Origin of the sequence: Mesorhizobium comanense, from assembly GCF_005503535.1 — a bacterium.
GTDB lineage: Bacteria > Pseudomonadota > Alphaproteobacteria > Rhizobiales > Rhizobiaceae > Mesorhizobium > Mesorhizobium comanense.
This window is the reverse complement of the sequence record NZ_SCNN01000017.1, coordinates 24,876-36,833: the sequence shown is the minus strand read 5'-3', so window position 1 is coordinate 36,833 and position 11,958 is coordinate 24,876. Positions and strand designations below refer to the sequence as shown.

Genomic DNA, 11,958 nt, shown 5'->3' with positions numbered 1-11,958 from the left:
ACGGCGCCGCGCGAGCTGTCGCTCAAGATGCCTTGGCACCCTCGCTGACCGGCTCCACGAAGCGATGCAGCTTGGCCGGGTTGCCGCGCCAGATCGAGTTCGGCTCCAGCACTTCGCCCTTCATCACGAAGGCGTCGGCATCGACCATCGATCCTTCGCCCATCACCACGCCATAGTGGATGAAGGCGGACGGTCCGAGCGTGCAGCCCTTGCCGATGCGGATGTAGTCCGACTTGAAGGCGCCTTCTTCCAGCGAATGCGCCTGGATGACCGATCCCTCGTTGAGCGTGGCGTCGTCGCCGATCTCGACCAGCGAACGCTCGGTCAGGTTGGCGCCGCCGTCATAGACTCTGCTGCCCACCTTGACGCCCAGCATGCGCAGGATCATCGGCCGGAACGGTGTGCCGGCGAACAGGCGCACGACCGGCGAGTCGGCAAGCTTCCAGTGGCGTTCATGGCGCCAGAAGGTGACGTCGTAGATCGTCGTGATGCGCGGCTTCAGCCTGCGGAAGCCGAGGCTCGCCCGCTCCACGAAGATGTAGAACGGAATGGTGATCGCCGAGGTCAGCAGCACCGCCACGAAGAGGGCGATCTCGGCCCATTCCGTGTAGTAGTTCAGCGCGCGGTCCCAGATCGCCAGCGTGGCGAACAGCATCACCCATTGCGTGGCCAGGAACAGCAGGATCGTCACCAGGTTGTGCAGGTTCTTCAGCGGGATGCGCTGGCGGCGGTCCGCCTCGTCGACGCCGGCGATGAGTTCCTTGTCGCGGTTGACCATGCGCGGAATCTCGAAGGCGGGCGAACCCAGCAGGCCGACATTCTCGCGCACCGGGCCGTCGATCGGCACCATCACCTTGGTGCCGAGCAGGACGTTGTCGCCCGTGCGCCCATCCGGCGGATAATAGATGTTGTTGCCGAGATAGTTGCGCTCGCCGATGCGGGTCGGCTCGAGACGGAATGCCGAGGCGGACTTGTGCATGTTGATCATGAACAGGCCGTCCGACACCATGGTCTGGGTGCCGATCTCGCACAGGAGCGGGTTCTCGTGCTGCTGGTTGGAGCCGAAGTTCGAGCCGGTCTGGACCACCTTGTTGAGGTTCCAGCCGATGGCGCGCATGTAGTGGACGATGGCCGAACTGTCGCCGAACACCAGCCCGAGCACGCGCGAATTGCTGGAGAATTCGGCGACGCTCTGCAGCCAGTAGCGGAAGCCGTAGAGCGTGTAGGTGCGGCCGGGCTTCAGGATCAGGCTGAACAGGCGCGGCACCACCGTGGCGGCAAGGAAGGCGATGGCGACGTAGCCGAACACGGTCACCGTCGTGCCGATGGCGACCAAGCCGATCGTCTCCTGATAGTCGTCGCCGACATTCTCCCAATAGGAGTGGAACAGAAGCGGCAGCGGCGTGACGATGGCGAACAGGCCGATCAGCTGCACGGCCTCGTAGAGGAAGCGTCGGATGCGCGGCGGATTGACGTTGCGCACCTTGCAGTAGTCCGCCGTGGTCGGAACCGCCGGCGATCCGTGCCAGTGCTCGCCATCGGGAATGCTTTGTCCGCGCTGCAGCGAGGAAGAATGGCCGAGCTGGCTGCCATTGCCGATCGCCGTGTCGATGTCGAGCGTGGAGCCGACGCCGACGAAGGCATCGTTGCCGATGGTGAGCGGTCCGGTGTGGATATAGCCGGCCTGGGCGCGGTAGCCGAGGATCATCGATTCCTTGCGCAGGATGGTGCGGTCGCCGATCGAAATCAGATCCGTGCAGACCGGCACGGACTTGGATTCGATGACGGCATTGTGCCCGAGCTTTGTTCCAAGCAGCCTGAGATAGATGCTGTAGAGCGGGCTGCCGCGGAACAGCACGACGGGCGCGGTGCGGATCAGGGTCTTCACGACCCAGAAGCGGTAGTAACGCAGGCCCCAGATCGGGAAGGTCTCCGCCTGCCAGCGGCCGACGAGCACCCATTTGGCGAGAACCGCGAAGCCGGTCATGCCGAAGAAAACGCCGGCCGAGAGCGCGACGCACCTGATGTAAAGCTTCAGCGGCTCGTCGAGCGCGTCATAGACCCAATTGAGGCCGCGATTGATCGCCCACAGGGAGGCATAGCTGTAGAGCGCGTAGAACATGAGCTGCGCCACGCCGCAGCTCCAGTAGGCGAGGTTGGACGCCTGCCGGGTGAGAACGCGCTCGGTGGTGGCGATGGTCATCTCCTCCGCCACACCCAGATGCTTGGCCAGGCGCGCCACCGTCGGATAGAGGTAGATGTCGCGCATCGAGGTCGTGGCCCATTCCTTCCTGGTGCGCACGCGGGCGCAGAAATGAGCCATCAGCAGCGAGTTGGCGCCGAGATCGTCGAAGAAATTATCCTCGACCGACACGGTCTCGAATTTCAGCACCTCGGCCAGCGCCTCGGCCAGGAAACGTTCGTCGTCATTGCCGGGCGCGACCATGGCGCGGTCGGCCGAGAGCCGCACGCTGGTCGGCTTGGGAAGCTGGCGCGTGTCGACCTTGTTGGAGACCGTCATCGGGATCGCCGGCAGTTCCTCCAGGTAGGAAGGCACCATGTAGTCCGGCAGGCGCTGCTTCATCACCTGCGCGAGATCGGCGCGGCGGATCGGCGGCTGGCCGGCCTTGGCGGCGTAATAGGCGACGAGCTCGACGCGGCCGGGCTCGATCTCCCAGGTGGTGACCGCGGCCTGCGCGATTTCGGGCTGGTCCAGCAGCACCGCCTCGATCTCGCCGAGCTCGATGCGATAGCCGCGGATCTTCACCTGGGTGTCGATGCGTCCGTTATACTCGATCTCGCCGGCATCGTTGATGCGGCCGAGGTCGCCGGTCCGGTAGATGCGCTTCGACGGGTTGTTGGGCAGGCCGATGAAGTCGGCGATGAATTTCTGCTCCGTCAGGTCGGTCCGGTTGAGATAGCCGACCGCCAGCCCGATGCCGGCAATGCCGATCTCGCCCAGTTCGCCCGGCGCCACCAGCTGCGGCTTCTCGGGATCGAGGATGGCGATGGAATAGGTGGGCAGCGGCGCGCCGATGGTCACCGGATGGTCGGGGGTCAGTTCGCCCATCGTTGCCGTGACGGTCGCCTCGGTCGGGCCATAGGTGTTGAGGATCTTGCGGCCCGGCTTCGACCAGCGCACCACGAGGTTGTGAGGGCAGGCCTCGCCGCCGACCAGCAGCGTGCGCAGGCCGGGCACCTCGCTGGTGATGGACGACAGAAGCGTCGGGCTGCAGGCCATGCAGGTGATGTCGTGCAGCCGCAGGAAATCCGCCAGTTCCTCCCCCACCAGGGGCATCTGGCCGGGCGCCGGGACGACGGTCGCGCCGGCGACGAAGGGCACCCAGATCTCCTCGGAGGAGAAGTCGAAGGCGATGGTCATGCCCTGGTAAACGCGATCGCCCGGCTTGTAGCCGTAGGACGCTGCCGCGACATGGATGAAGTTGATGAAGCTTCGGTGCGTGACGGCCACGCCCTTGGGGCGGCCGGTCGTGCCTGACGTGTAGAGAATGTAGCAGGTCTCGTCGGCCGGGCCGGACGCCTTGGCAGGCTTCAGCGGCGCGTCGGACTGCGCGGCGATCTCGGCGGCAGCGCTGTCGATCAGGATGTGGGGAACGGGCAGCTCGCCGGCGCGCGACGCATAGGTGGCGATGGTGACGATCAGGCTGACGCCGGCATCCTCGATGATCAGGCTCATGCGCTCCTGCGGGAACGCGGTGGCCAGCGGCACGAAGGCGGCGCCGGCCTTCATCACGGCGAGCAAAGCGACATAGGTGTCGGCCGAGCGGTCGAGGATGAGCCCGACCCGGTGACCAGGCTTCACGCCGCGCTTGACCAGCAGGCGGGCGAACTGGTTGGCGCGCCTGTTGAGCTCGGAATAGGTCCAGGTCCGGCCGTCGGAGATCACGGCCGGCAAGGCGGCGAAGGTTTCGGCCAGCTGGTCGAAGACCTTGTCCAGCCGCTCGCCCGGCTGAGAATGCCTGGCGAAGTCCGCGCCGGTCAGAACCTGGCCAGGCGCGGCCGGGGAACGCCGGGCGATCCTCGCAAGCGCCGCGACGCTTGCAATCTCGAGTTCAGCAAGGCCAGCCTCGGGCTCGCCGCCTGGTCGTGCCGTGTCCCTGTCGAGTGCGGCTATGTCGAGACCGTGATCCATTTCCAAACTTTCTCGTCCTGGCGATGCGGTGACGGCGCGTCTCGATCATGCCGCCGCTTGGGCAGGCATTGTCGGCGGCGCCGCCGCCGCAATTTTAACCCTGGTTGATGGAGGTGGGATGACCGAAGCTTCCAAACGGAACGGCCACGCCGTCTTCACTTAATCGCAAACACTGACGCGGGACGCAGGCGTAACAGGCCGGCCCACCCATCCATTCGTTCAAATCTCGTTGCTGTTCCTATAACCAAACCAAAGAGCTTATGCCGCGGCTCATTCCCGGCGCCGCCGCATGGTTATGCCACACGATCCTTTCGCCAGTTTTTCTGGATTGTTGAGTTTTGTTTCTGGATTGTTTCTGAGGGCTGTTTTGGGGCCGCTTTGGGCGGATTTACCTGCCCCACCGGCATTGAGCGGCGACCGTGCGCCGCCGCTGTTCCGGGGGGCGCCCTTTTGCACCTGCCTTGGAGACGCGCGACGGAGATGGCGAAACGGATTTACGCGGAGATGATCGGCCTGTAGCCGCGCAGCGTCCTATTGGCAGACATTGTACTGGATGCCCGGGTCGCATTTACGGCCCGGCTCGGTGTAATCAAAGGTATCTGGACGCGGCCTGAACCAAAGCAGTTCCAGCGGCTTGCTCTGCCTTTCGCTTCCATCAGCGAATTTCGCCTTTACGCGGAATTTGTGGATGGACGATCGGTCTGCGTGAAATTTGAAACGAGCTGTCAGGTGCACGATGTCGCGGTTGCCGCGCATGGGTACGCTGATACTATAATTCTTTCGGTTGAGCGGCAGGTAGACATCCTGATATCGCGCCGCCTCTGGAGATCCGTCCGACGCCGCACCGCATTCGGCCACGATCTCCGGTATTTCAAGCGCGGCGATGGAAATGGGAACAGTGAAGGGCTGTTCTTCAGCGTGGATTCTATTCTTGGCATCCTTCCATTTGTATCTCATCTTACCGACCAGGTTGGTCAGCATCACGCTTTCATCCCGAGAGATTGTCTTGCCGATCTCTCCCAATTTTGCACTGGCTAGGAATTGTTGTGAGCAGTCTTCCAGTTTCCCAGCGGATTCACATTTGAAATGCTGGACAGCAAGGGTTGTCACATCAGCTCCAGCTTCGAAGATCGACTTTTTTATTTCAATTTTGCCAGACGAATCAAAATCGTCAATTCCGGTTAGGTTGAATTGTTTGGAGGTCTGGCCTTCACCGGAGAAGACAAACTGAAACTCCGGCTCCAGAACTCTGCCCCAACCTTGATTTAGCACCGTGAATTGCGGGCTGAATCCCTCACACCCCACGTCGGGATAAATAGAGAGCATCGGTTTCTTGAATTCTTCACTTTCTGAAAAATCAAGCGACATGCTGGCAATTTTGCCTTTCTTATTGTCGGTGGAGGTGAGATCGACCTTAAGGAAAGCAAAGTAATTTTCCCACTCAACACCAAAGAAAGCATGATCCTCAATATTTATATCGGTTCCGCTTTTCCAGAAATTCATCATGTAGTCAGACCTAGGGTAGAGTTCGATCTTGTCGGTCGACTGGGCGGTTTCGTATCGGATTAGATCCATCGATTCCAGGTTGATGCGCTCGTCTATCGCCGCCGAGATGGAGAACCCGGCCGCCTGGCCTGACTTGGCTCCGGCTTTCAACAGGCCGCCCATCCTGGCGTCGGCGAAAAGATCGGGGCGTTTGGCTCCGACCTCGCGGCCGTCTAGCCAGGCGGATTGGTAGGTCGTGCCGCCGGGAAGCTGCGTCGTTCCCGTCCCGTCACGGACACCGTCGCGAAAAGTGCCGGTGAAGATTTCGCCATTGGTCGAGACGGTGCGCGCCGGCCCATCCGCCACGCCACGCCGCATGCGCCCCTCATACCGGTTGCCGGCCTCGTCCACCCACAGCACCGTGCCCTCGGGGGCTCCATCCAGCCATTCGCCGTCGAGATATTCGCCCGTGCGCAGCTCCAGCCGGCCATGTCCCTCCGGTTTGCCCCGCACGAGCGAGCCCATATAGGTGGCGAAGACCGTCGCCGGATTGTAGGAGGGCGAGCCGCCTATGCGCCATTGCAGGCGCCCCCGTCCCGAAGGCAGCCCGTCGGGCGAGAGGCCGCCATCGGCCAGTTGCGGATCCGGGTCCCAGATGAAGTCCAGGCCTTTTTCGGGCGAGGGGTCCCAGACGCGCACGGTCTTGCGCGAGACCGACCGGGAGGCGGCGTCATAGATCGTCTGGACGCGGCTGTCCCACGCCGGATGGGGTGAGGGATGAAGATAGTCGCCGCCGGCGGCGTCGATCGTTGCCGCCATCACCGCGAGCGCGGCCAAAGAAGCTGCTCGTGCAATCATCTGTAGATCCCCACCCGGAGCTGATTGCTAGGCAATCGCTCCCGCGAGTCAAGGGCGTGGGCCAGACCGGCCGCGGCCGGCCGATCGCCGGCTCTGAAACTTTTTTCAAAAAATCTGCAGCCGCCCGGGAATAAAGCGCGGCGCCCACGGGTCTTCACTGCAAGCGGGGCAATCCAGCGGCCCGCGACCCCTGAAGGACAAACAAGGATTATCCCAATGACCAAGCTCGCTCTCGGCGTGGCTGCGATGCTGCTTGCCTCGAGTTCCGCCTTTGCCGGCTCCGACCATTTCAGCGCCAATGCTGGAAGCCAGCCCGTCGCCAATGTGGACAGCACCGCCACCGCTTCGATCCCCTACACCGCGCACCACAAAAAGGTCGCCACCACGACCACCAGCGCCAGCCCGGCGCCGGCCCAGTCTGAAGCGGATGATTTCGGCCCGCCCATCCTGGGCATGGGGAACTGAATTCACGGGGTCCGGACAGCCCTCAAGGTCCCGGCCCAATCCGCGATCAGGACGGAGGGCCTCGTGACAAGGCCCTCCGTCACCCCCCTTCACCACAACAGGAGAACGCCCATGTTCAGCATGACACGCCGCACACTGCTTGGAACCGCCGCCGCCGCTGCCGCCTTCGGGTTGGCCGGCAAGCTCGAATTCACTCGCCCCGCCTTTGCCCAGACGCCGGTGGAACCGACCGTCGGCTTCTACAAATACACGGTCGGCGACATCGAGGTGACCGCGATCTATGACGGCATCTGGAAGAAGCCGCACGACCCGGCCTTCATCGCCAACGCCTCGGTCGACGACACCAAGGCAGCACTCGCCAAGGCGGGGCTGACCACCGACTTCATGCCCATTCCGCTCACCGTCGTGGTGCTGAAGATGGGCGGCCGGCTGATCATGATGGATGCGGGCTCGGGCGTCGGCCAGTGGCAGACCAACGCCACCCATCTGCCGGCCAACATGGCCGCCGCCGGCATCGATTACAAGGCGATCGACACCATCATGATCTCGCATTTCCACCCCGACCATGTCTGGGGCCTCATGGAGAAGGGCACCAACGCTCCGGTGTTCCCGAATGCCGAGCTGATCGTCAACGCCACCGAATACAACTGGTGGACCGACCCGAGCCGGCTCGCGAAACTGCCCGAGGGCCGCAAGCCGGCGGGCAAGCGCATCGCCGAAAACTTCCCGAAATGGAAGAACTGGAAACTGGTCGAGGACGGCGCCGAGGTGGCGCCCGGCATCCAGATCATCGCCGCGCCGGGCCACACGCCAGGACATTCGGTGTATCTGGCCAATTCCGGCAAGGAGCAGTTCATGGTCTCGGCCGACACCATGTATGTGCCCGCACTGCTGGCGCCGCATCCGGAGTGGCAGGGCAGCTACGACCAGGACGGGCCCACCGCGATTGCCACGCGCCACAAGATCATCGACCGGGTGATCGCGGACAACATCCGCATTTCCGGTTCGCACTTCCCGTTCCCCGGCACCGGCGTCTTCGTCAAGGACGGCAATGCCTACGGCTTCACACCGGTTCAAGTTTGAGACCGTTTGGAAACTCTACTCTGGCGGCCATCTGAAGGCGTTTTCTGCGCTTCCGCGTTCTATTGCGTCGCAATAGAACTGAGCTCACGGACCCGAACGTCCGCTGCGCTCCGGTTCTCGAAACCACCATCATATGACTCGCCAGAGCGAATTTCGAAACGGTCTCTCGACGCTAGCAACCCAAACCAAGCGAGAAAGACAATGAGACAGAGATTCATGGGGAGACAGAAATTCATGGGCAAGCACGCCCTCTACGGCCTGCTCGGCGCCATCGCCGTGCTGACCGTCGTTCCGGTCGCCACGGTCATGCCGGCCTATGCGGTCGACGACATCGAAGGCGCTGATGCGCCCGATCTCACCGCCGTCAAGGCCAAGATCGACGCCAAGGACTACAAGGGCGCGCTGGCCGACCTGCGCGACCTCGCGCAGGACAACCAGCAGGCCGACGTCTACAATCTGCTCGGCTTCACGCTGCGCAAGACCGGCGATTTCGCCACCGCGCTCACCTACTACAACAAGGCGCTGGAACTGAAGCCCGACCACAAGGCCGCCCGCGAATATCTGGGCGAGCTCTATGTCGAGACCGGCGACATGGCCAAGGCCAACGAGCAGCTCGCCTCGCTGCAGAAACTGTGTCCCGCCGGCTGCGAGGAGCTCGAGGACCTGCAGAAGGCCATCGCCACCAAGGTGACGAAGTAAAGCCGTGACTGCGCTATGCGAGCATCTCGTGTGATTGGCCCTGACTGATCGGTTCGAGGGCTGATTGCGATGTGGTTCCCCCAATCCGTCGCTGCTTCGCAGCGCCACCTTTCCCCCCCTCCGGAGGGAAAGGAAGGGAGCCATAGAGGACAGGCCTCAGCGCAAAAGACCTGGCGCCTTTCCTCTCCCCCGTCGATCGGGGGAGAGGTGTCGAGCGAAGCTCGACGGAGTGGGGGTCGACCAGCGCGGCACAAGACAATGCATCCGCCAAGTTGCCACGCACGCTACCGCAAACGGCCAACAGCCTGGAAATGCATGCATGCCGTAGATGAAATGGGGAGAAGGTGGACGCGAAGCGGCCGGATGAGGGGGCCTCGACGCTGACCTGTTCCCACAAGATCGGGCGCTCGTGGCTGGCGCCCATTGCCGGAGCCGGCACCTCTCCCTCAGACCGGCTCCGGCCTTTTTGGACACCACATCCGGCAAGCGTCGTTTCCGCGCGTCCCCGTGGCCGGGCGGCGCTTGCCTCATACCAAAATTGGAGGCTGACCCATGACACCGAACCAGATTGCCGCGAAGGTTACCGGCCTTGTCGCGAAATACCACATCAGGGACGTGACGCTGCTTGCCGGCCGCCTGCTCATGTCCTTCATCTTCCTGCATGAGGGGGTGACGCTGGCCACCCATTTCGACGGCGCCGCCAAGGCGATGGCCGCGCAAGGCGTCGGCCTGCCGCTGTTCGTCGCCACCATCGCGCTGCAACTGGGGGCAGGGCTCTCGGTGGCGTCGGGGCTGCTGACGCGGCTGGGCGGCATAGGGCTCGGCCTGTTCTGCCTGGCCACGGCCACGCTGTTCCACACCAACTTCGCCAGCCAGACCGAACTTTTGAATTTCGAAAAGGATCTGGCCATATCAGGCGGCATGTTCGTGCTCGCCGCCGTCGGCGCCGGCAAGTTCTCGCTGGATTGGCTTGTGGTGAGCTATCTGCAAAAGCGCCAGCAGGACAAGGAAATGGTCAGGGCGTTGCTGGCGGTGGAAAACCACATGTCAGTGGATGTGAGACTGCCGGTATAAATCTCCAGCATTTAAGGAAAGAGCCGGCGCTCAAGCTGCCAATCTCCCCCCAAAGTGGGGGAGATGTCCGGCAGGCCAGAGGGGGGGCGCCGTAGAACGCCACCCTCGTCACCCCCGCTTCCCCGCCAATCACGCAAATTTTTGGGATCATTCCCACCAACCCGGCGTTCCTCCCCCACACAAGGGAGAACCGACATGAGCGACGACCGCAACGACAGAATCCGTGACCGCGCCTACGCCATCTGGCAGCGCGAAGGCGGCGCCCACGGCGACCATGAGCGCCACTGGCACCAGGCCGCGATGGAGATCGACAGGGAAGCCGCCCTGCCGCTGACGGCTGACGATGCCCTGCCGCAGACGCGCGAGATCGCCGGCACCGACGTGCTCGCGGTCGAGGACCTGGCCATGCGCACGGGCATATCCGGCGACCAGGCACAGGAGCTGATCGACCGCCTCGGCACCGACCGCGCCGCGATCGAGGCCGCCGCGCGCGCATTGAAGGCCAAGCGCAAGCGCTGAGCGCCGCAACTCCGAAGGCGTTTTAAAAACAATATGTTCGGGCGAGCCGATGATGCAGTGATTCATCGGGTGGGCGGGCGCGACAGTTGCCTGCCAGGGCACGCCGATCCTCGCCACCATCTTTCCCGGAGTCCCGCTATCTTCTCCGGAACCGTTGTCGCTCTCGCAGGTTCCTCCTGTCCAACCCAACAGGAGATGCGCCCATGGACCACACCAACCACATCAGGCTGACCGACGCCGAACTGACCCCGGACACGCTGGAAGGCGCAACCATCTACGGTCCCGACGACGAGAAGATCGGCTCGGTCGACCATCTGCATGGCAGCCAGGTGATCGTCGATGTCGGCGGTTTCCTCGGCATCGGCGCCAAGCCGGTCGCCGTCGCCGCGCGCGAACTCGACTTCATGCGCGACGAGGATGGCGATGTGCATGCCGTGACCAACTGGACCAAGGACCAGCTGAAGGCCATGCCCGCGCATCGGGATTGATGCCGCGCGGCGCGGGGCAAGTCTTGCTCAAGCGGTCGCGACAGATCAGGCGGCGGGCCCGGCACAGCCGGGCCTGTCTCCGTTTTCAAGGGAGAGAGCGATGGCCCGCAAACTCAAGGACGGGAAGTACCGGCTTTACTCGCGCAAGAAGGACGAGAAGACCGGCAAAAGGCGCAACCTGGGAACATTCGAAACGCGCGAGGCGGCCGAGAAGCATGAGCGCGAGGTGCAATATTTCAAGCGGCATTGAGGGTTAGCGCGTATCGGCACGGCGGACCTTGTCGATGACGGGTCATGCACGCCGTTGAGCCGCTTCGGGCGAAGAATTCCCGCACGGGGCTCGTCTTTCCACGCCATGCGGCGTACGATGCGAGATGGATATCAAAAAATTGCGAACCCCCGTGGTGGTCTATATTCCCGGCCCCACAGGCTTCGTGATCATCGCATCCTTCCGGCAGGCCTCCGATTTCCTGTTTGAACAATGGCCTGGACATGACGGTCCGGCCTGGACGGACGCGATGAAGTGCTGCGACGGAGACGGCGCAATCGATCAGGCCAGCCTGGCCTTTCTGACTGCGCTGAAGGAAGCGGGCATCTGTTACGACCGGACTCTCGAGATTCTCTGACGCAAGCCGTATCGGAGTATCTCCAGCCATCCGGTTCTACCTTCATTTGGAAGGGCTCGTCGCACCATGGGCTCTGCGCCCATCGAACCGACCACTAGCCCAGGACAGGATTGTAAATGCCGATCAAGCCGAATTATCAGTACGAACGCAGCCAGCGCGACAAGCTCAAGGCAGCCAAGAAAGAAGCGAAGCTCGCATCGAAATCGACGAAGGCAAAAACGCTCTCTCCCGGCGAGGAAGAGACCAGTGCTCCAACCGAGGCCGATGTAAGCCGCGAGCAATGACGACGCGCTCCAGCGACAGCTTCGAAATCGATGTAAAGTGCCCCTGGTGCTCACATCAGGCCAAGAAGCGCGTTGGCTGGATACGCTCCCACTGTCAGATGGAATGTCTGAATTGCGGTGGGATCGTCGATATCGAGAGCAAGAACTTCATGCCGACCGGCGTTGCGCCCCCGCAGAAGTAGCAGCGTCGTGAGGCCGTGTCTCGGCTGGGGATATACATCCTC

Annotated in this window: 11 protein-coding genes; 9 read left to right on the top strand and 2 right to left on the bottom strand. The window is 62.9% G+C overall.

Translation table 11 applies throughout. The annotated features are described in order from the left end of the window. Positions 1 to 22: 22 nt before the first annotated feature. Complete coding sequence (locus FFS37_RS24810) at positions 23 to 4,153, bottom strand: Pls/PosA family non-ribosomal peptide synthetase (RefSeq protein ID WP_171026403.1); 4,131 nt, start codon at positions 4,151 to 4,153, stop codon at positions 23 to 25. A gap of 531 nt (positions 4,154 to 4,684) precedes the next feature. Continuing rightward, a complete protein-coding gene (locus FFS37_RS24805) occupies positions 4,685 to 6,496 on the bottom strand; it encodes an MORN repeat-containing protein (protein WP_137933608.1) in 1,812 nt (603 codons plus the stop codon). 216 nt (positions 6,497 to 6,712) lie between these two features. On the opposite strand from FFS37_RS24805, the gene FFS37_RS24800 reads away from it, so the two are divergent. The 9 genes from FFS37_RS24800 to FFS37_RS35830 all read left to right on the top strand — a co-directional run bounded on the left by FFS37_RS24800 (position 6,713) and on the right by FFS37_RS35830 (position 11,734). Continuing rightward, entirely contained in the window at positions 6,713 to 6,961 is a 249-nt protein-coding gene (locus FFS37_RS24800) for a DUF680 domain-containing protein (RefSeq protein WP_137933607.1), read from the top strand. A gap of 111 nt (positions 6,962 to 7,072) precedes the next feature. Then, on the top strand, positions 7,073 to 8,044 hold the full coding sequence (locus FFS37_RS24795; protein WP_137933606.1) for an MBL fold metallo-hydrolase: 972 nt from the start codon (positions 7,073 to 7,075) through the stop codon (positions 8,042 to 8,044). A 201-nt stretch (positions 8,045 to 8,245) separates the two neighbouring features. Beyond that, the gene (locus FFS37_RS24790; protein ID WP_232375758.1) at positions 8,246 to 8,743 is read left to right on the top strand and encodes a tetratricopeptide repeat protein; all 498 of its coding nucleotides are present in this window, start codon (positions 8,246 to 8,248) and stop codon (positions 8,741 to 8,743) included. A gap of 552 nt (positions 8,744 to 9,295) precedes the next feature. Beyond that, entirely contained in the window at positions 9,296 to 9,817 is a 522-nt protein-coding gene (locus FFS37_RS24785) for a DoxX family protein (protein WP_137933605.1), read from the top strand. 195 nt (positions 9,818 to 10,012) lie between these two features. Further along, on the top strand, positions 10,013 to 10,336 hold the full coding sequence (locus tag FFS37_RS24780; protein WP_137933604.1) for a DUF2934 domain-containing protein: 324 nt from the start codon (positions 10,013 to 10,015) through the stop codon (positions 10,334 to 10,336). Between the two features lie 203 nt (positions 10,337 to 10,539). Next, positions 10,540 to 10,824, top strand: coding sequence for a PRC-barrel domain containing protein (locus tag FFS37_RS24775; RefSeq protein ID WP_137933603.1), 285 nt, complete (start codon positions 10,540 to 10,542; stop codon positions 10,822 to 10,824). 100 nt (positions 10,825 to 10,924) lie between these two features. Then, positions 10,925 to 11,074 carry a hypothetical protein gene (locus FFS37_RS24770; RefSeq protein WP_137933602.1) on the top strand — a complete coding sequence of 50 codons (150 nt, stop codon included), beginning with the start codon at positions 10,925 to 10,927 and terminating at the stop codon, positions 11,072 to 11,074. Between the two features lie 124 nt (positions 11,075 to 11,198). Further along, a complete protein-coding gene (locus tag FFS37_RS24765) occupies positions 11,199 to 11,450 on the top strand; it encodes a DUF982 domain-containing protein (protein ID WP_137933601.1) in 252 nt (83 codons plus the stop codon). Positions 11,451 to 11,566: 116 nt separating this feature from the next. Then, complete coding sequence (locus tag FFS37_RS35830) at positions 11,567 to 11,734, top strand: hypothetical protein (protein ID WP_171026402.1); 168 nt, start codon at positions 11,567 to 11,569, stop codon at positions 11,732 to 11,734. Positions 11,735 to 11,958: the final 224 nt, after the last annotated feature.

What these genes read in the sequence shown, in the direction of transcription:
- FFS37_RS24780 (WP_137933604.1), top strand. Translation starts at nt 10,013, where the DNA reads ATGAGCGACGACCGCAACGACAGAATCCGTGACCGCGCCTACGCCATC.
- FFS37_RS24810 (WP_171026403.1), bottom strand. Translation starts at nt 4,153, where the DNA reads ATGGATCACGGTCTCGACATAGCCGCACTCGACAGGGACACGGCACGA.
- FFS37_RS35830 (WP_171026402.1), top strand. Translation starts at nt 11,567, where the DNA reads ATGCCGATCAAGCCGAATTATCAGTACGAACGCAGCCAGCGCGACAAG.
- FFS37_RS24805 (WP_137933608.1), bottom strand. Translation starts at nt 6,496, where the DNA reads ATGATTGCACGAGCAGCTTCTTTGGCCGCGCTCGCGGTGATGGCGGCA.
- FFS37_RS24790 (WP_232375758.1), top strand. Translation starts at nt 8,246, where the DNA reads ATGAGACAGAGATTCATGGGGAGACAGAAATTCATGGGCAAGCACGCC.
- FFS37_RS24800 (WP_137933607.1), top strand. Translation starts at nt 6,713, where the DNA reads ATGACCAAGCTCGCTCTCGGCGTGGCTGCGATGCTGCTTGCCTCGAGT.
- FFS37_RS24765 (WP_137933601.1), top strand. Translation starts at nt 11,199, where the DNA reads ATGGATATCAAAAAATTGCGAACCCCCGTGGTGGTCTATATTCCCGGC.
- FFS37_RS24795 (WP_137933606.1), top strand. Translation starts at nt 7,073, where the DNA reads ATGTTCAGCATGACACGCCGCACACTGCTTGGAACCGCCGCCGCCGCT.
- FFS37_RS24775 (WP_137933603.1), top strand. Translation starts at nt 10,540, where the DNA reads ATGGACCACACCAACCACATCAGGCTGACCGACGCCGAACTGACCCCG.
- FFS37_RS24785 (WP_137933605.1), top strand. Translation starts at nt 9,296, where the DNA reads ATGACACCGAACCAGATTGCCGCGAAGGTTACCGGCCTTGTCGCGAAA.
- FFS37_RS24770 (WP_137933602.1), top strand. Translation starts at nt 10,925, where the DNA reads ATGGCCCGCAAACTCAAGGACGGGAAGTACCGGCTTTACTCGCGCAAG.